Raw genomic sequence first — 25,593 nt, 5'->3', positions numbered from 1 at the left:
GGGAATAGTTTTTAAATCGTGAAAATTAAAAAACATCGTAAACTTATGAATATAAGCTTTTACAAAAAAGTATATCTGTATTTTTTCAAAATTAGCTGTAGGGCAATCCTGCTTGTGCCCCTGATGCTTGCCCTGCTTTTCGGGGATACCTATGCAACTGCTTATCAGGGAACACCTCCTAATACTATCACACTTAAACTGGTAGCGGTTAGCATTCCCCAGGGGCTTACTGCACTCGAAAATAAAGCGGGTTGCGTAATCAATTACAACAAAGCAATTTTTAAACCTAACAGCAGAATCAGCCTGGATGTAAAGGATGTTTCCCTTACAGACGTGCTTAAAATAATTTTAGCTAATACCCATGTCACGTTTAAATTTGCGGACCAGTCAACCATATTGCTGTACAAACTTCCTGCCCCTGTCAAGCCAGGTACCATAGCGGGAAAAGTACTGGATGAGAAAGGGGAAACCTTACCTGGTGCTTCGGTAAAAGTGATCGGAAGCGACGCAGGAACACAAACAAGCGTTGACGGGACTTATTTGTTGAACCTGCCACCCGGATCCTACACCCTGGAAGTCAGCTATATATCCTATCAAACACAGCGTATAACCGGAATAGTTGTTAACGAAAACAAAAATACAGCACTTGATGTGACTTTAAAGCCTGCCGCATCGGCCTTGAGAGAAGTTGTCGTTACGGCAAGTTATCAAAAAGCATCGGTCGAAGGATTGCTCGCCAGGCAAAAAAACGCATCGCAGATCAGCAATGGCATCAGCGCCGAGCAATTGGACCGCACACCCGACAGGAACATAGGCGAAAGTCTGAAAAGGATTAGCGGCGTAAGCACTGTTGACAATAAGTTTGTACTGGTACGGGGCATTGGTGAGCGCTACAATACAGCCATGATGGATGGAACGGTATTGCCAAGTACAGAAGCACAAAGCCGCAACTTTTCGTTCGATATGATCCCTGCAGGTTTGGTGGATAACGTGGTTGTCAGCAAAACAGTTACCCCGGATATGAATGCCAGTTTTGGGGGCGGCCTGATCCAGGTGAATACAAAGGATATCCCGGCCGAAAATTTCATGAATTTTACGGCAGGGGCCTCGTATAATGACCAAAGCACAGGTAAAGATTTCCTGAGCCACAAACGCGGGAAGTACGATTACTGGGGTTTTGATGATGGCAGGAGAGATTTCCCCGCAGGGCTGGTACACACCAACAGAAATACTGAGCCTAACCGCGCACTTTCTGACGCAGAGTATCAAAAAAAGGTAGTTGATCAAAGTAAAAGATTGATCAATGACAACTTTACCATGTATAAATACAAAACGGCTCCCTCGCAAAACTATCAGTTCTCGATAGGCCGTTTGTTGGCGTTGGATACTGCCAGGAACAACAAATTTGGTTTTGCAGGCGCTGTAAGTTACCGTAACACACAAAATATCAATGTTATTGATGATCAATCAAGGGGAGGCTGGTATATTCAGCGACCAGATTTAAATACCGGTTCGGCCTACGTATTTAACACCACCCTGGGGGCATTGCTCAATATGGGTTTGCAACTGGGCAATAACCGCTTTGGCCTGCGCAATACCTATACCCATGTGTATGATAATACCCTAACAAGAATTGCTGGCTACGAGCTGGATAACGGGGCGGGTGACATAGCTGCCGGCAGGCCTCCAAGACGGGTTTTAGAGGCCGATGATCCTACCTATACCTCTTTGCTGCAAAATAAACTAAACGGGCAGCACCAGGTGGCAAAATTAAAGATAGAGTGGGACGTAGCCAGAACTTCGGTAAACAGGCAGGAAAAGGACGCTGGTATTGCCACAAGCGGACCTGTTTTGGTCGGTGATCGCTATCAATACTTCTATAACGGGAGTAAACTTACGGAACCCAGGATATCGCAAACCTCGCGTCAGCATGCTGCTAATAAAGAAACTCATTATTCATGGAACCTCTCCGGCACATTGCCTTTCACATTGGCAGGTTTCCGCAGCACCATAAAAACCGGCTATTTCGGCACGCATAAAAAAGCGGAATTTGACTGGCAGATCGCAGCCCTGGCCACAACTGAAAAATATGCGGACAGTTCAGGCTATAAGCCAATTGGACAGTTGATCAGTCCTGGAAATATAGCTTATGATAAATATGTATATGCGATTGATCCTTCCTTTGTAGACAATTATAAAGGCAAAAGCCAGACACACGCGGGCTATGTGATGTTTGATAACCGGCTATTTGATAAGCTGCGGTTAGTGTGGGGCTTAAGGGGCGAATATTATAAATATACCGAGATCAAAGCAGGCGCGATCATTAAGGGAGGTGGTGAGAATATTTTCGCGGTAAAACCTGATAAAAGATGGCAATGGCTTCCATCGGTTAATCTGACCTATAGCCCTATACAGTCGCTAAACATCCGGGGAGCTGTTTCCAGCAGCGTGGTACGGCCCGAGCTGATGGATAATAATCCTTTCTTGAGATACAGCCCTACACTGGATGCTTTATACGGTAATAAAGGCTTGTATAGCACCCGTATCAACAGTTATGACCTTAAAGCGGAATTGTTTCCCGGCCTGGGTGAGATTATTTCGGTGGGTGGTTTTTATAAACGCTTTGATAAGCCCGTAGAGCTGAACGCTATTATGGTAAATGGCAATCCTAATTATTACCTTCAAAACGCGGACTGGGCAAAAGTATACGGCCTGGAATTTGAATTGCGAAAAAACTTCAGCTTTATAGCTGATAATGAGATCTTCAAAAATATAGCAGCGTACGGTAACCTTACCTTTCAAAAATCAACTGTTCAAAATACCTATACCGTAGACCCCGGAGACGGCAAACCTTACATACAGGTTCCAACCCAACAAAAACGGTCTCTGTATGGGCAATCGCCTTATCTGTATAATATTGGCTTGCAATACCTTGGCAACCACCTTGGTTTCAACGCGGCTTATAATAAGTCGGGGCGTAAAACCTACATCGTTAGTGACGATCCTACTTTTATTGAATATGAAAGGCCAAGAGAACAACTGGATATTCAGATCAGCTATCGTTTCCTGAAAAATAAGATGGAGGCTAAATTCAACATGGCTAATCTTACCAATAATATATTCAATGTTTATCGTAACACAGCCAGTTATGAGCTTATATCAAGCGATAACAGCGGCGATAAAAGTAAAGCCTATCGCTTAAAAAGCGGATTTAGTAATAATTATGAAAAAGGTGACCAGGTGATGTTTCAACAGCGTTTTGGACGGACCTTCAGCACATCGCTCACCTACAATTTTTAACAGAACGAATACATTCTGTATGTAGATATATAATGGTTTAACTAAAAAAAGGAGGATGAAGTAAATCCGCTGTGCCATAAAATAAAACGAAGGGCGCTTGTACTGCCCTTCGTTTAAAACCGATTAGCTTGCCCGCTACCGGCACAAACAGGAAAACCTGAAAGTAATATATCAGCCCCCGAAAGGGATACGTGTTTAAACCAAGGGTATAAACATAAGATCGTTGCTGTTGGATTTGGACTGACGGCAAAGATATAATAAAAAATGTATGCCGGAAACATTGAGCTGATCTAATCTCGCAAAGCAGTATAAAGTTTACCGGTATGACCCAAATCCAAAAATGAACCTTAAAAAGTGGGAGCATAAAACAAAAATTACCTCCCTGAAAAACAGAAAAAATGAAAAAATTATCAATAATTACCCTGTGCCTTGCTGCAGGTATTTTCGTATCATCTTGTAAAAAGGAAGCCAAAAACGGCGAAGCATTTGACAATCGCAGTACATCAGCTGCCGATTACAGCGCGTCATCATTGCCGGTTACAACAGTCAGTGGCGATATTACTACCAATACCACCTGGGACGCAAGTCATGTATGGGAAATTAGCGGTGTAGTTACTGTTAGAAGCGGTGCTACCCTGACCATCAATGCCGGTACTTTCATCAAATCAACTGTAAACACTGCTGGTGTTCAAAATGGTGTTTTGGTAATAGCCAAAGGTGCTAAAATCAACGCAGTTGGTACTTCGACTAATCCTATCGTATTCACCAGCCGTTATTTATTGGACGGTAACGCAAGCACTGTTGGTCATCCTGGTGATTTCGGCGGTGTCATCCTGTTAGGTAACGCGAAGATCAACGTTGGTGATAAACTGATCGAAGGTCTGGCTGATGATCCTAAATTCCATTACGGTGGTTCGAACGATGCAGACAACAGCGGTACCCTGCAATATGCCCGTATTGAATATGCTGGTTACGTACTGGCACCAAATGTGGAGGTAAACTCTTTAACTTTAGGTGGCGTCGGTAGCGGAACAACCATTGATCACGTACAGGCTTCATACGGCCTGGATGACGGGTTTGAGTTCTTTGGCGGTAAAGTAAGCCCTAAATACCTGGTTTCATTTGGTAATGATGACGACCAGTTTGACTTTGACAACGGTTTTACAGGTTCTATCCAATACGCCATCGCTGTGGCTGATGCCTACTCTACACACAGTGCCAGCAGTGGTGCAAGTGATTCAAACGGTATCGAATCTGATAATAATGCACCTACTGAAGATGCTACCTTCAGCTTATTACCAAAAACACACCCTACGTTAGCTAATTTTAGTGTTATCGGTACAAAAACTGCTACATTATCGCCGGCTATCACCTCACCAGGCTTTAAATACGGCTTCCGTAACCGTCGTGGTACTGAAGTTACTTTGAGCAACTCATTCTTTACCGGTTATCCTTCCGGTGTTGTCTTTGATGCTGATGCAAGTGCTACACCATCAACCATCAATGGTACCAGTGTTCACGGCTTCAGCGCTGCTATCTCTGTAGCAACCGGCGCTTATTCCAGCACTGTAGCCAATCCTACATCAACAGCTGCCACTGCACCTACCTGGGGCATGAGCCAGCCATTCTACAATGCAGGCGCGGTTAATTTCCTTGCTCCTGGTACAAGCGGTGCATTAACCGTTGGTTCAGGTAACTGGGTTGCCAACTGGACCAAATTTACTTTCTAATATTTTCACCGAATTGTGATTTACCGGGGCATCAGCTGATGTCCCGGTTTTCTTCAAATAATTAACATATGATCAAAATAAAATACCTGCTCCCAATATTATCGTTGTTTTTATTTGCCTGTAAGAAAGAGCAGTTGTTAAATAACAATCCTGTAAAAGCTGTACAACTCAACATTAAAGGGCTGGTGCTGACTGATACACTTGAATTTACACTGAATGATAAAAATATCGGCGAAGCCATCAACAACGAGTTTAAAATTAATGTGTCACTTTTCAATTCCAGGGATCAGATACAGGTCCGCAAAAAAAACGACCATAAGGCTGTCAGTACGATCAGCCTTTCAGAAAATCCCTTTAATCAGACCAAACGGATCTTTTATGACGGTGTGACGTTTTCTGATAATGTCGCTATTACACCTGTTAAAAACCCTGAAAACATGGGCTTTCGTCTCCGGTTCACAACAACTTTTATCGATTTTTACGGAGGTCCTGTAGATGTCGAGTTTTTTGACGAATATATAGACTATGACAAATTTGAGTTTGTTTACAAGCCTTTGAATAAAGTAATTAAGAATGTAAGCGGCGCGTTCAGTGACTTCATGGAACTGCCTTCGCTTGAACCCGATCATCAGTATTATTACAAGGTCTATAAATCCGGAACGAAGGATCTGCCCTATAAGAGCAGTGAACATGTTTTCATCACCGACCCAGAAAACAATTACGGACAATTTGTCCCCTTTGCAAAAGGAGACAGCCAGCTTATTTCGATTATGCCCAACGGCGACGCCAATTCTGTTACAGATTACTATCAAACAGCTGATTTATCAGCTGATTTTAAATAAGAGCGGGTTGGTTTTACCATCGACATTTAAGCAGATCGCCTCTTGGGTGATTTAATCAAATGGATACTTTGTTAATACAATTCCGGATTACGCATTAAAAATGGCAAAAAAAAAGACCGACGTACCACGCCCCGCCTGTTATAACGGGCATCTGTTTATAACAGGATTAATTGTGGCGATTGTAGGCAGTATGTGTTATGCGGTTATTATTGGGCTGTATCTTCAGTTTCGCTATATCAAACGATTTTGAAATAGAAAATGGTGACAATTTTGGGCAGGCTTTTATTAAGCTTTTAAGTAAATAATCGATGCATTATCCGATCGGAATCCCTAAAATAGTAAAGATCCCACTGGTCGCGCGCTTAATTATTTTAGTTTGTTTTGCCCCGGCGGAGGCTCTTGAAAGTAATAGCCCATCAGGAGGCAGTAGCCGTTTTTTTGACTAAAAAGTTAAAGATTGTCTATTGCCTCTATAATTATATTTAAAGATGAATTCATCGAGATAATATTGCAAGTATCAAACCGATACCATATGGTATCGTTCATGGGTCCGGCCAGAGAAAAGAAAGCTGCGATACAGCTTTGGAAGCCGCATAAGCCGGCAGCAGCGTTTTCCGGTCATTAAAGTTCATCCTGTGTCCTCCATAGAAACATCGCCATCGCCAGCATCGACCCCGGCGCGGTGACCAGCCAGGGCGAAACGATGAACAGCACTAAGGTGGAAAAACGCGGGTAGAAATAGGCAAGCCGTTGGCCAGTAAAAAGCCGCGCAGCCGGCAAGCTTTCCGGTCGCTCTTTTCCAGCGCAAAGGCCGCCAAAAACGTGGAACTTCCCATGCAGATAAAACCGAGCGCATCCAGCGTCCAGAAAATGGAATGCGGTTTTACCGTTAAGATGGTTTCGCGCGGGTCACGCAGCGATTCGGGGATCACCGTCGCCAACTGTACCCAGTACATGAGGATCACGTAAGTAGCATACGGGAGGGTAAATAGGAGCGTCGCATGGCTCCAGAAACGACAGTGCCTGGTCAGATCGCGCATCTTTTCGGTTATTCTTGTCAGGTCATTGGTTCTGCTAACCCTGACCGAGATCACTTTGCCGGTGAACTGAAATCCGCCTGTGCCACCCAATATGCTGTTATGTTGTACAGCGTCTGCGGGTATAGCCAATGGCAGACCTTCCGATTTCAGGAAATCCGGGATTGGCCTGATGTACGAATCAAATTGCTGGCTTACGATAGAGAGGTGGATCAGCCAGGATTCCGGACCGGTCAGAGCGCCCGAGATCAGATAGGGTGGGTATGCGAAAATGTAATACCTTGTTCCAGGAGGTAAATGGAGTGCCCGGGTGCTGCTACTGATCTTTTTTCGTTGACCGATGCTTGTTCCATTTTTAAGAATTGTTTCTTATGAGCAAATGAACAGGGTTTTAGATAGCGAAAACAGCGCGAAAAGGCTGGTAATCCGGCATAAATAAAAATGAAAAATACGTAACATGGAAAGTCGTATTTTTCATTCGAAGAGGTTATTTTCCCCTTCGGACCATCAGCTTAAGCATAAAGTAAAGCAAACGTTTTACCACCCCCAAAAAGAAATCTTCAATAGTAGGGCGGAAGCAATCAGCCATCACTTTAGAAAATGTTTTTAAATCAGATCCCATGGTAGAATCAGGCTTGTTCATGATTGCGGAATTCCGGCGCTGTCCTGCCTGGTTTGTCAACCGCCGTTAAACGACAGGCAACAAAAATGAGGCTCGTACATTTGGCTACTGAAAGAAAAGTGTCTGCCGATTTAACGACGACGTAGTAATGGAACTCCAAAAATTGAAATCGATATTTTTCAGATACTCGAAATTATATTTTCAAATAGAACTTAAAATATTTAATACATCGGAATGAGTTGCGAAATTCCGACAAATCCCCGGAGGGCAAGAGGCTTTTTGTAGGGCAAAAAGACCTCTTGCCGCTGGAAATACAAAGCTAAGATCGATATTAGAAAACCGCAATTCACAAATCTCGAAATGACAATCAGGGAAAAAGTCAAACAAAATTTGGAATTTATAACAATATCTTGCTTAAGCAGTTATTCGAAGTTGGAAAATTCGAATTCAAGGGGGGGAATTGCGGATTTGGATATGGACAAAACACAACGATCCAGATTAAATAGGCCGGTATACATGTAAATGAAAATTATTTTTAAAAATACTTGTGTTATTGACATATATAATTATATATTTGAAATACCAATTTATACTACCGATTAAATACGATCAATTTAATACAACTAATTAGTACTGAAGAGTATTAATTGTACATCTAAACCTTATTATGAAAAGTAATTTTTCGCAGGTAATAACCTGTATTGGCCACGCATTTGATATATCCGTTATTGGTGATAATATCACTGAGGAATTCGAAAAACATCCTGATCGTCCTCGTTTATTGACCATCGCTTAGCCATTTTAATATCCTATGGAACACCGTAACTCAGTTAAGGTAATAAGCCTTGTCGTGAAACAATTGGGTATTCCCGTCACCCGGAATAGCATTATTAGTGAATTGCAAAAACATACCGATGCTTCCAGCCTACTTGCTATCAGTGAGGTATTGACCTATTGGAATATCCCCAATGAAGCTTACCAGGTTAGTGTTGAAGAATTAATTGAGACGGAAATACCTTTGCCTTTTATAGCTTGTTTTGCAAAAGGGGAATTTGTTTTAGTAAACCAAAAAGATGAAAGCCAAATCACCATATCGAATGACCATTGGAATAACCATTCATTTAGTATAGACGAATTTAAAAGTCGTTATCAGGGATCTATATTAGCGTTTCAAAAAGATGACTCATCCGGTGAGTATGATTATTCTGCCAAACGCAGGGAAGAAATCATCGAGACCCTACGCATGCCGTTTGTTGTATCAGGACTAATCATTGTTTTTCTCGCTTATTTGTTTTTCAATCAATCCTATCTACAAACTATAAATTGGCATATCGGCATCTTAGCTTTTTTTAAGACGGTAGGCTTATTAGCTTCCATATTGTTACTAATACAAAGCATCGATGCAAATAATCCTCTGATACAAAAATTTTGCGGGGACGATAATAGTAAAAATTGCCATGTCATATTATCATCAAAGGCTGCAAAAGTAACCGAAGAATTGAGTTGGAGCGAAATTGGTTTTTTTTACTATTCAGGTACATTGGTTGCTTTGCTATTTAATGCCGCAAACGCCCACTTAATACAAATATTGGGAATTCTAAATTTACTAAGCTTACCCTATACTTTTTATTCCATTTATTATCAGTGGCGGGTAGCAAAGCAATGGTGTATTTTCTGTTGCACTGTCCAGGCTCTTTTATGGCTGGAGTTTGCTGCTTTTATACCTTACCTATCCAATGGAATTCAGTATCCCGATTTACATACCTTGAGCAATTTGTTTGTCGGAATACTTGTTCCGATCCTTTTATGGGTCTTCATAAAGCCTTACTTGATTAATTCTATGCAATTACAAATGCTTCGACTGGAGTTGTATAGGTATAAATACAATAAAGAATTATTCCAAAATATGCTGCACCGGGAGAATAAGTATGCTTTGCCAACCGAAGAAAATACTATCATGATAGGTAACAAAGAAGCTACCAACGTGATTACGCTGGTATCTAACCCTTTTTGCATTCATTGTACAAAAACACATATGCTTTTGGATAATTTACTTGATTCAAGAGATGATATAAAACTTCAATTGGTTTTTGTTAACAGACTATATCAAAAAGAACTGGACAAAAATGTTATCAGCCACTTTATGGCATTAAAGTTTGAAAAGAACGAAATCAGGCTTAAAGAAGCAATAAATGACTGGTATAAACAGGAGAAAAAAAAATATGAATTATGGAAAGAGAAATACCCGGCTATGAGAACTGCGATTGAATCTAACGCACTTTCAGCGCAAAAAGAGTGGTGTAAGATGGTAGAAATTACAAGTACGCCAACGCTGTTCATCAACGGTCGCAGATTACCTTCTGCTTACCAGGCAGAAGATATCAAATATGTTTTGTAAAAGGTGTAAAGAATTTGTTTCGCGAACAAAAAAGTTGCCTGCCTTGGTAAAACAGGATAAGGAAAGCCGCAACCCTAAAATAGAGGCATCAATTTAAAAACAAAAATTTATGAAAAAGTTGGAACTTAAGTTTGGAGACATTAAGGAAATGCTCACCAAAGATCAAATGAAAATGATTAGTGGAGGCTCATGTACATGGTACTGGAGTAGTGCCCCCGGTTGTGCAGGGGCAGTAGGAGTTCACACCAGTATCACAAGTGGTACTCAATCTGGTGCAGATAATAATTGCAATACGAACGATTGTTGCGACAATGTTGATTGTTATTAATTTTTGAGTAAACAACCATGATAACAAAAATCATGGTTGTTTTTTCCGTGAATCTTTTTTTGTAAAAAAATGAACTTTAAACACCTCTCACTGCTGTTGTTGTCAATCGTAATACCCGTTATTATTTATGCTCAAAAGCTGCCCGGCATCCAACAAAGCAGCCTGCGCGCTCCGTCGAACGTGAAAATTGACGGGAAATCAACGGAATGGAGCAACAAATTTCAGGCTTATAACCATGCTACAGATATTTTTTATACGATGGCTAACGATGATGATAACTTGTATTTAACTATACAGGCAACGGAACATACCAATATCAATAAAATACTGGGAGGCGGTATCATTCTGACTATTAATCCATCTAATCAAAAAAACATCAAAAATGGCATTAGTATAACTTATCCTTTCCCAGATATGCACAACCGGGTCTGGGTTAATCTAAAATACCAGCCAGCTTCTCAGACGGAAGCCGACTCGATTATGAAGGTAAAAAATACAGATTACGCAAATGCATCCAAACTCATTAAGGTAACCGGAATAAAAAGCATGGACAGCCTTATTTCGGTATATAATCATGATGGCATCAAAGCAGCCGGAGCTTTTAATAATAAATTGTTTTTTACCTATGAGTTGTCTATCAGTTTAAAACAATTGGGACTTGATGCAAATGCGCCTGCAAAATTTACTTATAATATTAAATTGCCGGGCGTAGATATGGCCGCTGTATATAACGCGGCCGGCCAAGCAACAACGTTGGCTGGGGGAGTATATGTTGTCCCCATCGGGCCCCTGCCTGGGGTTAGCGACGAATACATCAAAAATAACCAGCCTTCGTTTCCTGTTAAAGTCCATATAGAGGCTTTTACTTCCTCCACAGATTTTTGGGGTGAATATACTTTAGCAAAAAAGTAAATGGATAAATAATGAATTTTAAACTGATATTGTTTGTTATGGCGCTTAGCATTACTGGTAAGAAAGCTTAAAGTCTCTACATCTTTCAAAAAACAGTCCGCGTGAACCTGCCGGTATGAAAATTAAAAGCAAAACAAATTCAGCGCATTGATGCCCAAGAACGCTTTATACCTGGGTATTCAAACTATAGATTTTTTCGGCAAGTATGCCTTGGCAGAAAACAATAAAATAACTCAAGTCAATTGAAATTTACCTTTTACAAACAGCAAGACAATTTAGATTGCGGCCCAACGTGTTTGCGGATGATTGCTAAGTATTATAATCGCAATTATTCCATTCAAAAATTGAGGGCTTTGTGTTTTACGGGCAGAGGGGGGACAACTTTATGGAACATCAGCGACGCGGCAGAAAAAATAGGCTTACGCTCATTAGGCGTAAGGGTAACTATTGAACAGCTTAAGCAAGTACAACTGCCCTGTATTTTGCATTGGCGTCAAAACCATTATGTTATACTTTATAAAATAGGAGGCACGGCCTACTACATCGCCGATCCGGCCAAAGGGTTGGTTATGCTACAGGAAGAAGAATTTAAATCAAATTGGTTTTCGCACAAAGAGCTTTATGATGGCATCTCACTTTTACTAGGACCAATGCCTTCGTTTTATGAACTTGAAGAAGATAAGCAAAATGAGGTCAAATGGAGTGCCATCCTCCGTTACTATTTCCAATATAAACAACTTTTTTTTCAGTTGATTATTGGACTGGGTGTTGGCACATTAATACAGTTGGTCACCCCGTTTTTTACGCAGGCCCTGGTAGATACAGGCATCAATACCCGTAACCTTAACTTCGTTTATTTGATTTTGATTGCTCAGCTGATGTTTTTTTTGGGAAGTATGAGCATCAATTTCATCAGATCATGGATACTGCTTCACATAAGTGTGCGTATCAATGTTTCTATTTTAACCGATTTTTTGGTAAAACTCATGAAGTTGCCAATCAGCTATTTTGAAACAAAAACTACAGGCGACGTTCTGCAGCGAATGAATGACCAGCAAAAGATAGAAAACTTTTTAACCGGCACCGCATTAACCACCTTGTTTTCATTGCTTAACCTGGTGGTTTTTACCATTGTATTGATTTATTATAATACGCTGATTTTTTTAATTTCTCTTATTAGTACCGTACTCTATGTTTTATGGATAATTCTGTTTTTGAAACGCAGGCGTGACCTTAACTACAGACAGTTCGGCATCGCTTCAAATAATCAAAGCAATGTAATAGAGCTTGTAAATGGTATGCAGGAGATTAAATTGAATAATTGTGAAAAACAAAAACGCTGGCACTGGGAAAATATACAGGCAAGCCTTTACAAATTTAAAATAAAAAATCTTGCCCTAAGCCAGATACAGCAAACCGGATCAGCATTCATAAATCAGGGAAAAAACATACTGATAACATTTATAAGCGTAAAGGCTGTTATTGACGGCAATATTACTTTAGGCGGCATGATGGCTATACAATACATTGTTGGTCAGGTAAGTAACCCTATCGAACAAATGATTGGTTTTATACAGGCGTATCAGGATGCCAAAATTAGCCTGGAACGTTTGAATGAAGTGCACCAGCTAAAAGATGAAGAGCCTGCTGACTGTACGTTTATCAATGAATTGCCCGCTGACAAAAGCATTAGTATTAAAGACCTTACTTTCAGATATCCGGGAGCCGATGCCAATCCCGCCTTGGAAAATATAAATTTAAACATTCCGCAGGGTAAAACTACGGCAATAGTGGGAATGAGCGGCAGCGGTAAAACCACATTGCTGAAATTACTTCTCCGTTTTTATCCGCTCGAAACCGGAAAAATAAAAGTTGGAAAAATACACTTAACCAGCTTAAGCTATAAGATTTGGCGGAGCAGTTGCGGGACCGTAATGCAGGACGGATTTATTTTTGGAGACACTATAGCCAATAATATAGCGGTTGGAGATGATTTTCCGGATTTGGATAAATTAAATAAGGCCATTGAAACAGCGAACCTGAATGATTTTGTAAGCGAGCTGCCTTTTGGTCTCTATACCAAGATTGGAGCAGGCGGACATGGAATAAGTCAGGGCCAAAAACAACGCCTGCTTATCGCCCGTGCTGTTTATAAAAATCCGGCTTATTTATTTTTTGATGAAGCAACGAATGCATTGGACGCAAACAACGAAAAAATAATAATGGACAACCTGAACCAGTTTACTAACGGAAAAACCGTGGTGGTGGTTGCACATCGCTTAAGCACCGTAAGAAATGCTGATAATATTATTGTTATGGATAAGGGCAAAATTATTGAACAAGGTACTCATCGCCAACTAACTGAAATGAGGGGGGAGTATTTTAACCTGGTAAAAAATCAACTTGAATTAGGCATATAATTACATGGCAAAGGAATTATTAAATCAAGAAGAGCCGGTACATGCTGAAGAAATGCAGGATATTATCGGTACACCGCCAATGTGGTTGTATAGGTGGGGAATAAGTCTGGTATTAGCTATCGCAATAATATGTGTGTTCATTTCATCAACTATAAGCTATCCCGAAGCTATTCAAACACAGATAAAAATACATTCGGTAAACTCACCATATAGCTTGTCAATAAAAGATTCGGCGAGATTAATCAAGATATTGGTACAAAATAATAGCTCCGTCAAGAAAGACGATTATTTGGCAGTCCTCGAAAATTCGACCGGCAGAAAGAACCTTAAAGCACCGGCCAATGGGCAATTAATTTATGCGGGGGTGATACATGAAAATGAACAATTACATCCTAATCAGAATGTATTTTTTATAGTTGGTGAGAATAGAGGGTTTTACGGAGAAATGATTGTTTCGCAAAATGATATTTATAAGGTTAAATCAGGGCAAACAGTATTAATTAAACTTAGAAATCCTGTTGATGACCAACGTACGTTGGACGGTATAATCAGGTATGTTACCGATGATCAAGTAAAAACAGGAGAATATGTTGCAGAGGTGGCTTTTGATAACCATGGAAGCGGATATTTATTATTGAAGAACGGGATGATAGCCGACGCCGAAATTATAACAGCCAAAGCCACTTTATTTCACCGTTTAATTAACAGCTTAATGAGAGGGATAAAATGAAACATATTTTTTTTATCCTTTTTTTAATGGTAGCGACAAATTTGAAGGCGCAACAAATTATCAATAAAGACGCACCGAAGTTGCCTGCGCGGGAGTTTCGCCAGGTTAGCGGGATTGTACAGGACAGTACCGGAACGCCGGTTGCCAGGGCTACGGTCATACTAAAGTCTGCAAAAGATTCGATGGCGACAAGCTCTGATAAAGATGGGATTTTTATATTCGAGAATGTAAGAGAGGCGACATTTTTACTTACCGTATCCGAAGTAGGATTTACAACCAAGGTGAGCCGGTATTTAAATAATGAGGAGACAAAAAAAATTGTACTGGCACCAATAATACTCAAAGATCAATATTATCAGCTTAAACAAGTCAACGTTAACGGAACGCCCACGATTGTTTATAAAACGGACACCGTCCAATACAGGGCCAGCGATTATAAAGTACCCGCTTACTCTACCGTGGATCAGTTACTGAAGAAGATGGAGGGAATGGAGGTTGGAGCAGATGGGACATTGGTACACCAGGGTCAACAAGTGACAAAAGCCAAGCTTAACGGAAAAGTATTTGGAGGGGGAAATGTAGCACAGGCCATCCAGAATTTGCCGGCTTCCATCGTGGATAAAATTCAGATAGTTGATGATTATGGAGATCAGGCTGCCCGGACCGGGATAAAAGATGGCGCCCCTTCAAAAACATTGAACATCACCACCAGGGCCGATAAGTCAATTGGTACTATTGCCCGGATCGTATCGCAAGAAGGAAATCATGGCCGGTATAATGAACAGCTTTCGGTACAGCATATCAATGCCAACCGGGTAATAAATTTAATTGGCAATGTAAGCAGCACTGTCAATGGTGTCGCTTCAACGTCGCCAACAAGTTCCGTGATATCCGCTCCCGGAACAACCCGATCCGGGTCACCTACCTTTAGTTATACTGATGATTGGGGCAGTAAAATAGTGGCCACCGGCAGTTACGTTTACAATTTTAATAATACCAACTCAATAAGCAATACTTACGGCTTTGCAAATTCAAGCAATGGGTTAAGTAATTTCATTAACAATAGCACGGTTAAAAACTCAAGCCGTGGCAACACTGTAAAATTTCAACTGGAGGATAACCTTGATAAATCCAACTATCTCCAAATCAACGCAACATTCAATAATATTAATTCCTCGGCAACCACCAGTACGCTAACAAGTAATTTAAATTATTTTACCACTGGATTTGAACACCCGGTGGTAAACCTCGAAGCAGTCAATTCAACTACCGGTCATGGCTATGGTTTAACAGCACTATTTGTGCATACATTTAAAAAGCCCAAAAGAAACTTTTCTATTCAGGCTGGCTTCACTCAATCAAATAGCCAGATAAAGGGGGATAAAAGCACTGAGTACCGTTATTACCTTGACACAACGCAGAACACGTTGGTAAAGGACTCCTTATCCCATTTAATAATTAACAAAACAAGTAACAGCAAAGTCTATCGTTCCGTTGTTACTTATGTTGAGCCGTTAACGGCCAGGGCGCAACTTGAGTTTACCGGACAAATAAGAAACGCAGTTTATGACAATAAAGCGATATCGGATACGGTGTTGGCGAATGGTCAGTTACAGGAACTCACCCGGTTAGAGAATACTTATCATTTTTCGTTTACAGAAACAAGGACCACGGTTGATTACCGGTATAGCGGCCGAAAGAGTAATTTATCCCTGGGGGCTACATTTGTATCTACCGCACTATCAGGCACACAGGTCGACAATAATACGGCCAATAATGTTTCTACCTCCCGATTGGATTTTAGGATCATACCCGTATTCAGGTATTCCTACTCCTGGTCAACTTCCGAAAGATTTCAAATAGCGTATTCCGGTATCAACACCGAGCCGGAGTTTCAACAAATACAGCCTTTTATAGACAGATCGGATCCCAATAACATTATTATAGGCAACCCCAACCTTAAGCCTACCTTTACCCATAGCGTTACGGCCAGTTACAACAAATATTTCCCCAATGACAAGTTTAATATTTCTTTTAATGTAGACGGAAGATTATATGATAATCAGGTAGCGACCAATATTGTGCAGATCACAGCACCCATTTCGGCGACATTAAATAAAACCATCAATGAAATTAATTATGTTAATATAAACGGCGACAAGGCAATAACAGGCGGCTACTCAATTTCAAAACAATTAAATGATCGGAACTATTATCTTGGGTTAAACGGAAGCATTACTTATGGCTATTTCAATGCGGTAAGCAATAGTATATCCTACCATACATCCCAATGGGATTTTAATGAAAGGTTTGGCCCTCAGATAAGTTTAAATGATAATAAGTTTATAATAAGCCCTTACATAGGTTATGAGGTCAACAGGTCATTCACCAACACATTAAATGCAACTTCAAACACCATTCAAACCACCAAATTGGCGATTGATGGTCAGATCTATTTACCAAGAAATTTTCAGTTACATTATAATGCCATCAAGAATTACATATCGGGCTTTACAAATTATAAACAAAACCCGCTGGTAATTAATGCCGGTTTTGAAAAGCGATTTTCAATGCGGACACAGAGTTTGGCACTCACCTTTGATGTATTCGATCTATTACACCAGAACAATTTTTTACAGCAATCGGTTACGCCGCAGTCCACAACTTACACACAGTCAAATACTTTAAGTCGATATTTTTTGGTGGGGCTAAAATTAAATCTGCAAAAATGGGGGGGGACGCCGATGCATAACGGCCAGCCGTTGAAACGCAGGGGAGACGGGAGCTTTATTCATTAACCGGCTAAATAATGACTTAGAACATTTACACAACTAAAAATCCAATATGAAAATCGTTCAAACTTCCTGGGCATGTAATCAAAAGGATATGCTGAAATTTAATGCCGGATGGTATTCGCCCGAATATCATTTAATGGGCTGGGCTTTAAGCTGTCTGCAATTAAAAAAATATTACGATGAGGTTGTATTACATGCCGATAGTGTTACAGCAAAAACTCTAATTGATACCTTACGGCTACCCTATACAGATGTAGTATGCGACTTGGATCAATTCGATCAAAACCCCTCTGAGTTATGGGGGTTGCCCAAAATACATACCTATTCACAACAAGCCGTACCATTTTTACACGTGGACGGAGATGTAATTATTTGGAAACCCTTTGATGAAAGTCTGCTTCATGGCGATTTGATAGCACAGAATTTGGAAGTTGGAACTAGCTTTTATGAAAATTTATTTAGCGAATTGGAACCCAGATTAACCTACATTCCAATTGAAGTAACAGAAGAAAAAGATAAAAAAGATAAAATATATGCCTACAACGCCGGGATCATAGGCGGCAACGACTTGAGTTTTTTTAACCTTTATACAGCACGATCAAAGGAAACAATAAGCAATAATGTCAATAGTCTCTCCAATATTAACATTGGCGCTTTCAATATATATTTTGAGCAATATCTTTTTTATTGCCTGGCAGCTAAATTTAATAAAAAGGTAAATGTGTTATTTGATGAGATCATTCCTGATAACCAATATAAATCGTTCGGCGATTTTACGGAAGTGCCTTTTAACAAAAATTACCTGCATCTGATAGGTCAATATAAAAGAACTTCGAATGTTTGTCAACAACTGGCAAACAGGTTAAGGCAGGATTATCCTGAATATTATTACCGGATAATTGCATTGTTTAAGAATCAGCAGACTCCCTTAAAAAAGGATTATTACTATTTTATTAATCAGCCCACCGAAAAATATTTAACAGATAGATATTTTAATTTGAAGGATTGCCAACAACATCCGGATTTGGTAATATCTGAAAAGAATACAGGTATTAAATCAGAAACCAAACGTCAGTTTCAAAGTAAAATAGTTGAAAATGTATTAGCAGCGATCGATAATACAGAAACAAATAATATAGATGATGCCATATATTCCAAAATGCTGAATGACGCAAAGTTATTTGAGGCAAGGCTTAATGATACTATAGAAAACGATTTTTCTCAACATTCAAATGAATTTCTGTACCAACGAGACATTGCACATACTAATTATTTTGAATACATTTTTGCTGACAGAGACAGTAGCTATGCTAAGAAGATCGTAGCAGATAAGATAGTTCAAATAACGGAAAGCTCGTTTGACTGGAGGTCGTTTGATACTGAAATCAGTAAAAATTTAAAGAAACGGCCGCTAAATTTAAATGAAACGCCAACAAGTGTTTATGTATGCATTATACCGGAATGCCATTACAAGGGCTATTCGTTGTCAATAATTGATGATTTGGATATGCGCTTATTACAGATATCGGAACAGCCGGTAGCAATAAATGATGTATTAACTGAAATAAGGTCCGTTTTTGAGCCGGATGATCTTAAGGCTTCTTTAGCTGAATTTGAGTTGTTAATTATCGGTAGAATAAAACTTATGTTACAAGCTAAAATAATTAAAGCTGTTAAATAAAATGAACAAGGCTATATAAACTTGAATACGCTGGGTTTTTCTTGGTAGGTTGAGCCTTTACTGTTAAAGCCTGGAAAGTCGCCAAGCTAAATAAATAAAACAATCGGTTGCTTCTGAAAAGTAACATAGGTGGGAATTCCATAAAAGGTGGAAGCAAATTTACCAGCCTAATAATCGCAAAACAAGAAATGACAAATCAAACCTTCATCCCCGCATTTATTATTAACAACAACAGTACAGATGGCACAGAAACTGTTTTGAAAGAATTTTCAGGAAAAAAGGAATTTCTGGTAAACATTATAGCGCCCGTAATGGACGAAGATAATGTAATAAGCTTACCAAAAACTATTCAGCATATTATCCGAAAAGTGACGGCAACCGAAACCGATTATATTCTAATATGCCAGGATGACCATCAATTTACCGATAGCTATTCAAAGAATAATTTAATTAAGTGCATTAGTCAGGCCAAAGATTTAGGTGCCGATATTTTATGTGGTGGGCTGGGCACATTCAGGAGTGCTTTGAGGATTTCAAAACATATTTTTTGGGTAGAGGATTTTGCAGGATTGCCATTTACAATTGTCTTCCGCTCATTCTTCGAATCCATTCTAACAGATGATTATAAAACTTTCCCATTTACCAATGGTAAATTTTTTATATATCCTTTTATATCAATTAAGAAGGAACTCGTCCGTGATAACGCAACGCCCGGCAATACCGAAATAAGCAGAACGGAAAATGTAAGCGGGTTGGCTTCAGCACAAGTTGAAATATTAGATAATATTTCCGCATTTTATCAAGAATTTTCCGGGCAAAAGCAGAACGACTTGGGCGAAGAATTTTTGAATGATGTAGCTATTCCAACCTATATTATCAATCTTCCCGAGCGAACAGAACGACTCGACCATATAAAAAAGCAATTCGCGGGAAAGGATGAGTTCAAAGTTCAAATAATCGAAGCTTGCAAAAATCCGATTGGTGCGGTTGGGCTTTGGGAAAGCATTCGGAAGATAGTAAAGATTGCTATGGATAACGAAGATGATGTAATCATTATTTGCGAGGACGATCATCAGTTTACGGCCGATTATTCCAAATCACTTTTACTTAAAAATATATTGGAAGCTCATGAACAGCATACGGAAATGATTTCGGGCGGTATCTGTGAGTTCCATAAAGCCCTTCCTATTACCACTAACAGAGCCTGGGTGAGTACTTCCTTTTGTACGCAATTTATAATTTTATATAAACCTGTATTTCAAAAAATATTGGACACCCCTTACGACAATACGGTAACGGCAGATGCAATGCTTTCGATGATACTGAGTAATAAAATGGTGTTTTTCCCATTTATCTCTGCCCAAAAGCCGTTTGGCTATTCAGATGTAACTAAAGGTAATCATGAAAATATAGAGTTGTTTGCCAAGTCATTTTATCGCGAGAACACAAGATTAAAGCGAATATATGAAGCAAAGGCCGCTTATTCGAGTTTGCAAATGTCCTGACAAGAATTGTATGTTCTAATGTATAGATTCGAAATATTTAAGAACAATCATCAGTGATTGTTTTACCCATCACGTATTAATAGTTATAAAAATGAATATGACAAGACAATGCATCCCCACCTTTATTATCAACCCCAAAGACCGGATGGATTTTAAAGAAAATATCCTTAAGGAGTTTAACGGGAAAGAAGAATTTGCACTGAATTTTGTGGAACCCATTACCGATGAAAATAAAATAAGTGATTTATGGAAAACTATCCAACAAATTGTGCAAAATGTAATAAGCACAAATGCAGATTACATTTTGATATGTAAAGACAGCCATCAATTTACGGCCAATTATTCGACGGATAATTTATTAGAATGTATAAGGCAGGCAGAAAAGTTAGGTGCAGATATTTTATGTGGTGACGTAACCTCATTTGGGAGTGCGATAAGAGTTTCAAATAACATATTTTGGGTAGAGAATTTCTCCGAATCGCAGTTTACAATTATATTTCGCCCATTTTTTGAAGACATATTACTGGCGGATAAAAATATATTTTCAATTGCGAATGGACAATTCTTTATATATCCATTTATATCAAATTTGACAGAGCCAAAAGGTGCCGGTTTAAAGTCGGATACTAATGAGACACGCGTAAAACGACCAAGTTTCAATGCTTCGGAACAAGTTGAACTAATAGAACGCATTTCTGCCTTTTATAAGTCATTTTCAATCGAAAATGCAGATGCCTTAAATGAAGAAAACTATGATAACGTCATTATTCCAACATATATAATTAATCTGCCGGAACGAACGGAAAGACTGGAACATATAAAAGGGCAATTTGCTGGGAAGGATGAGTTCAATATCCAGATAATAGAGGCCTGTAAAAATCCAATCGGCGCCGTTGGCTTATGGGAAACCGTTCGTAAAATTATAAAACTAGCTATTGAAAACGGGGATGATGTAATTATTATTTGTGAAGATGATCATGAGTTTACATCCGACTACTCCAGGTCATTTTTACTTAAAAATATTATGGAGGCTTATTTGCAGCAGGCCGAGATGCTGTTGGGTGGTATCTGTGGATTGATTAAGGCCCTTCCCATTACCAATAATAGAGCCTGGATAGGCTATTCCCATTGTACACAATTTACTATTTTGTATAAACCTGTATTTCAAAAAATATTGGACGAACCCTATAATAATAATGTAGTTGCAGATATTCTGCTTTCCAAAATGGTGATTAATAAAATGGTGTTTTTCCCGTTTATTTCGGTGCAAAAATACTTCGGCTATTCTGATGTATCAAAAGGAAATAATGACGATAAAGAGATGTTAATCAGAAACTTTACTCGCGCAAATGCTCAGCTAAAGAGAATATATGAGGCAAAAGCGGCTTACGTAGATTCCAACCTGATTTGATAAAGGGTTAGTAAAAAGGTTGCTTAGGATATCTTAAGGGACTGGCAAAACAGTAACGATTGTGGTCGTTATTTGATTAAGCGGGAGCAGTGTAACCCCTCCTAAAAATCGGACTGCTTAAAGGACGAAAAGCCTTAACTTTAAACAGTCAAACGATGAAGCACTCTATTATTACCGAAGCACAGATTGTCAAGGCGATCAAAGAATACGAAGGAGGCCGTGAGTTTAACGATTTATGTCGCGAACTGGGCGTTCACAAATCAACCTTTTACAACTGGCGTAAAAAGTATGCCGGTATGGATAGCCAGGAACTGAAGCGGCTGAAAGAGCTGGAGGAAGAGAACCGAAAGCTGAAGCATATGTATGCACCCTGAAATTAGTTTCTAATTTTAGGCGCATTTATTTGTTAATGTACTGTTATTAAGATGTTTATGTATTAAAATAAGTAATTGAAAGGACTTAAATAGACCGTAATTAAATTCTTTCCTGCGCCTTTTTGCGCCCTGAAAAATGACGGTTTCAGGCGGTAATTTGGATATACCAGTGATATTGCCCCTCTTCGCCAATCTAAAGTGCCCAGTGGTAGTAATACGCAGGTAAATGTGGCGAGGCCTTCGGCATTTGCTTTTGATCTCTTTACGTAAAAGAGGAGGTTAAAAGATCTGTTCATCACTGAAGCTTTAAGTGAATAAAATCAGTTACATATCCTACTGAAATCAAGATGTTTAAATTAAGAAAATGTTCAATATAGGAGACTTATAACGTTCCGGTGATCGGCAAGCTTACCTTGAAAAAGGTCACCCACGGGTACCGGAACAACGCGATTGATCGGTTTATTTTGGCGATGGCTAAAAACAGAAAGCGCCGTAAATATTTCATTTACAGCGCTTTTTATCCTAACTGAATAATACTTGATGCGGAGAGTTAGGGATTCGAACCCCAGGAACCTTTCACAGTTCAACAGTTTTCAAGACTGCCGCAATCGACCACTCTGCCAACTCTCCGGGCGCAAAAGTACAAATCTGAACCGAATTGCCAAATCTGAATTGGTATTTTAAGCACAGGTTAAGTAAATGTTATAACGCAGTACCTGTTTATCAGGTTATTATAATTGATTTTTTTTGTAATTAATCATCTTGCGTTCAGAAAATCACCTCAATGCTCGTATAATCAAGTTTAATAGTCCGGCAGATCATGTTCAAATCTCCTTATACTTTCAAATAGCATGGCAAATCCATCGGCCATTTGACGAAACAACCGCTCGTCAATACTGTATTTAATTGAACCGCGTAAACCACAAGCCTTTAAAATACCCATCCGTTTTAATTCGGCAATGTGCTTGGTTATTGTTTCCTGGTTAAACGGGATGCTATATAAACTTTCTTTGGGTGCTAAATTGCCGTTAGCTATAATGATACGAACAATGGCAATCCTGACCGGCAATGCAAGGGCTTTCGCAAAATTAGCCAGTTCATTATCGGTATTTGAAAATTTTAAGTTGAAATAAGGCATAACTTGTCTACACGATTTTTAAATAAATTAATAGTACAGCATTAATCGCTGTAAATGCAGGTAATAAGAAAACGTTGTAAAAGGTACTGGCAGGAGAGAAGTTGATAAATCAGATTTTCCAGGTACAGGTAATGGAAAAAATGTTAGCAGCGTAAAAAACCTTGTGAGATCGAAATCTGCTTTGAGTGTCATATTGTGATATGAACAGGAACGGACATAACTCACAAGTGCGAATTAACCTGAATTGATTATTTAATGCAGCTAAGGTTTTGCCGAAAATGACCCGCGGGCGGGATAAAAAGAGAACAGGTGCCGATTTACCGTTATTTGCACTCGAAATAACCGGACCGTTTTGTTTTACCGTTCCGTTTTTAAGCGTTAAATACTTTCCTGTTTTGACATGACCTGCAATTTTGGGACATCGTGTAACATACAAACACGAAAAAAAGAAATACCCTATAGCTATAAATAAGCATAGTATTCTTTTACCTAATGTTTCTGTCCTCATGCATCATAATTTTCCAATTCAAATCTATGCGTGTAATATTAATAGTATGTTGTTAAACGATTAAAATAATATTAAGTCAATTGATGTTTTAATTTGCAATTTTGTATATTTAGACATAAACCAAAATGCTTTAACCTTTATAAGTAAAATGATGTGTTTGCTATGGGCAGATATGTTAAAATATTATTCCCTTGTTTGATATTTTTAAGTACAGCTAATTTGTTTGCTCAAAGTAACGGGAGGATTTGTTTTGCTTTTTATGATGGTACATTTAATGCTGATGCTTTAACTATTAGCGATACCACAAGCGGACTATCGGTAAATAACATAAAAAGCTTTTATACCAATGTTGATGCCGGTAATTATAAATCTTTGCTTAATGCATTATTGAGTTATAAACAAGATCACCAGCTTAATGACTGGCTGTATTACCAGCTCGTGCGCAAAACTGCCCAGCAAATAAGCCCTAAAGAAAAAAATTACAATACGTACACCTTGTGTAAATGGTTCCTGATGGTTAAATCGGGCTATGACGCACGATTGGCGCTGGCCGGAAAAAAAATCATTTTTTATGTTTACAACAATGAAGATGTATCAGATATTCCTTCTTATACGGTTGATGATAAAAAGTACATGTGTCTTAACATTCATGACTACCCGGGTACCGATCTTACAATACAACCGGCTATTCCTGTTGATATCAATGTGCCCGGTGCAATAAACTCATTTTCATATAAGGTTACGAGCATGCCTGATTTTGCGCCTGCGGACTATGTTGAAAAGGATCTGCAGTTTACCTACCGGCATAAAGCATACTATTTCAGGATTAAGCTTAACCCGCTGATTGATTCCATTTTCAAGAACTATCCGGTTGTAGATTTTGAATCTTACTTCAATATTCCGCTGAGTAAAGAAACTTATGGATCGCTGATCCCCCTGCTAAAAAAAAATGTGGACGGCATGAGTATCAAAAAAGGTGTTGATTACTTGATGCATTTTACCCGATATGCCTTTTTATATGAAAATGATGATATGAATTTCGGCCGGGAGAAACGGTTGAGCCCGGAAGAAACGCTGTTTGCCCAATACAGCGACTGCGATGATCGTGCCGCGTTATTTTTTTACCTTGTTAAAGAAATATACAATTTGCCGATGATCGCGGTGTTATATCCAACTCATATAACTATGGCAGTGCAGTTTAATAAACCGATGGGGAAACCCTTGCTTTATAAAGGAAAAGCTTATTCCTTTTGTGAGCCCACCCCACAACTGCGCGATCTGAGGATAGGACAGGTATCTGCTTCACTTAAACAGGTACCTTATAAGGTTGTGTATGAATATAACCCATAAGTTAACAAGGCAGATCAGGTCTGCTGGTCCGCATTGTTAATAGCACTGAGCATATTTTCAAACTCGGCTGTATACTTGTTCCAGGTTGGCCAGTTTACATCATACAATGATTTTTTACCATCAATTGCAACGGTGATCAGCCTGGCATCCATTAATTCTTTTAAATGATGGGATACCGTTGGCTGCGCTAAAGGGAGTATTTCAACTATTTCGCCGCAGGTAAAATGCTTGTGCTGTGCCAAAATACGCATGATGGCGATTCTTGCAGGGTGCGACAGCGCCTTTGCTACCATTGATATGTCCTGATCTGTTACGGCAAACTCAGTCTTTTTATGATTAGCCATGTTTAAATATGAGTTACAAATATATAATTCATATTTAAACATGAACAACTGTCGGCCGGAGCCTTCATCTAATCTTCATAAGATTACATAAAAATTGAATCTTGCTTTCTGAAAGTCTGGGTCTGGAAAACTCATATTATCGTCGAATACATTCTATATTGTTTCTGA

Annotated in this window: 19 protein-coding genes and 1 tRNA gene; 14 read left to right on the top strand and 6 right to left on the bottom strand. The window is 39.2% G+C overall.

Features of this window, described 5'->3' with window-relative positions; genetic code table 11:
• The first annotated feature begins 45 nt into the window (after nt 1–45).
• The 3 genes from BLP33_RS06050 (at nt 46) to BLP33_RS06035 (ending at nt 5,872) form a co-directional block, all read left to right on the top strand.
• A complete protein-coding gene (locus BLP33_RS06050; protein ID WP_090525820.1) occupies nt 46–3,300 on the top strand; it encodes a TonB-dependent receptor in 3,255 nt (1,084 codons plus the stop codon).
• Between the two features lie 398 nt (nt 3,301–3,698).
• Nucleotides 3,699–5,030, top strand: a complete 1,332-nt coding sequence (locus BLP33_RS06040; RefSeq protein ID WP_090525818.1) for a hypothetical protein — start codon at nt 3,699–3,701, stop codon at nt 5,028–5,030.
• Nucleotides 5,031–5,098: 68 nt separating this feature from the next.
• Nucleotides 5,099–5,872: a hypothetical protein gene (locus BLP33_RS06035; protein WP_090525817.1), complete on the top strand. Its 774-nt coding sequence runs from the start codon at nt 5,099–5,101 to the stop codon at nt 5,870–5,872.
• 713 nt (nt 5,873–6,585) lie between these two features.
• Here BLP33_RS06035 and BLP33_RS27160 read toward each other — a convergent pair.
• Together BLP33_RS27160 and BLP33_RS27385 are read right to left on the bottom strand one after the other, a co-directional pair.
• Nucleotides 6,586–7,002 carry a hypothetical protein gene (locus BLP33_RS27160; RefSeq protein WP_139159941.1) on the bottom strand — a complete coding sequence of 139 codons (417 nt, stop codon included), beginning with the start codon at nt 7,000–7,002 and terminating at the stop codon, nt 6,586–6,588.
• A 394-nt stretch (nt 7,003–7,396) separates the two neighbouring features.
• Nucleotides 7,397–7,552 (bottom strand): hypothetical protein, encoded by a 156-nt coding sequence (locus tag BLP33_RS27385; protein ID WP_175489940.1) that lies wholly within the window; start codon nt 7,550–7,552, stop codon nt 7,397–7,399.
• A gap of 790 nt (nt 7,553–8,342) precedes the next feature.
• Between BLP33_RS27385 and BLP33_RS06020 the strand changes: the two genes are divergently transcribed.
• The 10 genes from BLP33_RS06020 (at nt 8,343) to BLP33_RS05975 (ending at nt 22,085) form a co-directional block, all read left to right on the top strand.
• Nucleotides 8,343–9,929 carry a vitamin K epoxide reductase family protein gene (locus BLP33_RS06020; protein WP_090525814.1) on the top strand — a complete coding sequence of 529 codons (1,587 nt, stop codon included), beginning with the start codon at nt 8,343–8,345 and terminating at the stop codon, nt 9,927–9,929.
• Nucleotides 9,930–10,038: 109 nt separating this feature from the next.
• On the top strand, nt 10,039–10,257 hold the full coding sequence (locus tag BLP33_RS06015) for a hypothetical protein (RefSeq protein ID WP_090525813.1): 219 nt from the start codon (nt 10,039–10,041) through the stop codon (nt 10,255–10,257).
• Nucleotides 10,258–10,326: 69 nt separating this feature from the next.
• Nucleotides 10,327–11,169 carry a hypothetical protein gene (locus BLP33_RS06010; RefSeq protein WP_090525812.1) on the top strand — a complete coding sequence of 281 codons (843 nt, stop codon included), beginning with the start codon at nt 10,327–10,329 and terminating at the stop codon, nt 11,167–11,169.
• A 242-nt stretch (nt 11,170–11,411) separates the two neighbouring features.
• Nucleotides 11,412–13,589, top strand: coding sequence for a peptidase domain-containing ABC transporter (locus BLP33_RS06005; protein WP_090525811.1), 2,178 nt, complete (start codon nt 11,412–11,414; stop codon nt 13,587–13,589).
• Between the two features lie 4 nt (nt 13,590–13,593).
• Nucleotides 13,594–14,319: an HlyD family secretion protein gene (locus BLP33_RS06000; protein WP_090525810.1), complete on the top strand. Its 726-nt coding sequence runs from the start codon at nt 13,594–13,596 to the stop codon at nt 14,317–14,319.
• Entirely contained in the window at nt 14,316–17,117 is a 2,802-nt protein-coding gene (locus tag BLP33_RS05995; protein WP_090525809.1) for a TonB-dependent receptor, read from the top strand. Before BLP33_RS06000 ends, BLP33_RS05995 begins: the two co-directional genes overlap by 4 nt.
• A 46-nt stretch (nt 17,118–17,163) precedes the next feature.
• Nucleotides 17,164–18,795 (top strand): DUF6734 family protein, encoded by a 1,632-nt coding sequence (locus BLP33_RS05990; protein WP_090525808.1) that lies wholly within the window; start codon nt 17,164–17,166, stop codon nt 18,793–18,795.
• A 188-nt stretch (nt 18,796–18,983) separates the two neighbouring features.
• The gene (locus tag BLP33_RS05985; protein ID WP_090525807.1) at nt 18,984–20,300 is read left to right on the top strand and encodes a hypothetical protein; all 1,317 of its coding nucleotides are present in this window, start codon (nt 18,984–18,986) and stop codon (nt 20,298–20,300) included.
• A gap of 145 nt (nt 20,301–20,445) precedes the next feature.
• Nucleotides 20,446–21,711, top strand: coding sequence for a glycosyltransferase family 25 protein (locus BLP33_RS05980; protein ID WP_139159940.1), 1,266 nt, complete (start codon nt 20,446–20,448; stop codon nt 21,709–21,711).
• A gap of 155 nt (nt 21,712–21,866) precedes the next feature.
• On the top strand, nt 21,867–22,085 hold the full coding sequence (locus BLP33_RS05975; RefSeq protein ID WP_090525805.1) for a transposase: 219 nt from the start codon (nt 21,867–21,869) through the stop codon (nt 22,083–22,085).
• A 62-nt stretch (nt 22,086–22,147) separates the two neighbouring features.
• On the opposite strand, the gene BLP33_RS27155 is transcribed toward BLP33_RS05975, so the two are convergent.
• From BLP33_RS27155 to BLP33_RS05965, 3 genes are all read right to left on the bottom strand, one after another.
• Complete coding sequence (locus tag BLP33_RS27155) at nt 22,148–22,381, bottom strand: hypothetical protein (protein WP_139159939.1); 234 nt, start codon at nt 22,379–22,381, stop codon at nt 22,148–22,150.
• A 247-nt stretch (nt 22,382–22,628) separates the two neighbouring features.
• A tRNA-Ser gene (locus BLP33_RS05970) sits at nt 22,629–22,715 on the bottom strand.
• Between the two features lie 172 nt (nt 22,716–22,887).
• Nucleotides 22,888–23,223 (bottom strand): hypothetical protein, encoded by a 336-nt coding sequence (locus BLP33_RS05965; protein ID WP_090525804.1) that lies wholly within the window; start codon nt 23,221–23,223, stop codon nt 22,888–22,890.
• Nucleotides 23,224–23,893: 670 nt separating this feature from the next.
• On the opposite strand from BLP33_RS05965, the gene BLP33_RS05960 reads away from it, so the two are divergent.
• Nucleotides 23,894–25,081, top strand: a complete 1,188-nt coding sequence (locus BLP33_RS05960) for a hypothetical protein (RefSeq protein WP_090525803.1) — start codon at nt 23,894–23,896, stop codon at nt 25,079–25,081.
• 14 nt (nt 25,082–25,095) lie between these two features.
• Here the strand turns inward: BLP33_RS05960 and BLP33_RS05955 are convergent, their stop codons facing one another.
• Nucleotides 25,096–25,425: an ArsR/SmtB family transcription factor gene (locus tag BLP33_RS05955; protein ID WP_090525802.1), complete on the bottom strand. Its 330-nt coding sequence runs from the start codon at nt 25,423–25,425 to the stop codon at nt 25,096–25,098.
• Nucleotides 25,426–25,593 lie beyond the last annotated feature (168 nt).

Source organism: Mucilaginibacter sp. NFR10 (assembly GCF_900100445.1).
GTDB classification, from domain to species: domain Bacteria; phylum Bacteroidota; class Bacteroidia; order Sphingobacteriales; family Sphingobacteriaceae; genus Mucilaginibacter; species Mucilaginibacter rubeus.
This window is presented reverse-complemented; position numbering and strand designations above follow the sequence as displayed.

Excerpts from the sequence above, each read along its gene's own strand:
- BLP33_RS05985 (WP_090525807.1), top strand. The coding sequence starts at position 18,984 with ATGACAAATCAAACCTTCATCCCCGCATTTATTATTAACAACAACAGT.
- BLP33_RS05965 (WP_090525804.1), bottom strand. The coding sequence starts at position 23,223 with ATGCCTTATTTCAACTTAAAATTTTCAAATACCGATAATGAACTGGCT.
- BLP33_RS06015 (WP_090525813.1), top strand. The coding sequence starts at position 10,039 with ATGAAAAAGTTGGAACTTAAGTTTGGAGACATTAAGGAAATGCTCACC.
- BLP33_RS27385 (WP_175489940.1), bottom strand. The coding sequence starts at position 7,552 with ATGAACAAGCCTGATTCTACCATGGGATCTGATTTAAAAACATTTTCT.
- BLP33_RS06040 (WP_090525818.1), top strand. The coding sequence starts at position 3,699 with ATGAAAAAATTATCAATAATTACCCTGTGCCTTGCTGCAGGTATTTTC.
- BLP33_RS06010 (WP_090525812.1), top strand. The coding sequence starts at position 10,327 with ATGAACTTTAAACACCTCTCACTGCTGTTGTTGTCAATCGTAATACCC.
- BLP33_RS27155 (WP_139159939.1), bottom strand. The coding sequence starts at position 22,381 with ATGAACAGATCTTTTAACCTCCTCTTTTACGTAAAGAGATCAAAAGCA.
- BLP33_RS05990 (WP_090525808.1), top strand. The coding sequence starts at position 17,164 with ATGAAAATCGTTCAAACTTCCTGGGCATGTAATCAAAAGGATATGCTG.
- BLP33_RS05995 (WP_090525809.1), top strand. The coding sequence starts at position 14,316 with ATGAAACATATTTTTTTTATCCTTTTTTTAATGGTAGCGACAAATTTG.
- BLP33_RS06050 (WP_090525820.1), top strand. The coding sequence starts at position 46 with ATGAATATAAGCTTTTACAAAAAAGTATATCTGTATTTTTTCAAAATT.
- BLP33_RS06020 (WP_090525814.1), top strand. The coding sequence starts at position 8,343 with ATGGAACACCGTAACTCAGTTAAGGTAATAAGCCTTGTCGTGAAACAA.
- BLP33_RS06035 (WP_090525817.1), top strand. The coding sequence starts at position 5,099 with ATGATCAAAATAAAATACCTGCTCCCAATATTATCGTTGTTTTTATTT.
- BLP33_RS05975 (WP_090525805.1), top strand. The coding sequence starts at position 21,867 with ATGAAGCACTCTATTATTACCGAAGCACAGATTGTCAAGGCGATCAAA.
- BLP33_RS06000 (WP_090525810.1), top strand. The coding sequence starts at position 13,594 with ATGGCAAAGGAATTATTAAATCAAGAAGAGCCGGTACATGCTGAAGAA.
- BLP33_RS05960 (WP_090525803.1), top strand. The coding sequence starts at position 23,894 with ATGGGCAGATATGTTAAAATATTATTCCCTTGTTTGATATTTTTAAGT.
- BLP33_RS05955 (WP_090525802.1), bottom strand. The coding sequence starts at position 25,425 with ATGGCTAATCATAAAAAGACTGAGTTTGCCGTAACAGATCAGGACATA.
- BLP33_RS05980 (WP_139159940.1), top strand. The coding sequence starts at position 20,446 with ATGGATTTTAAAGAAAATATCCTTAAGGAGTTTAACGGGAAAGAAGAA.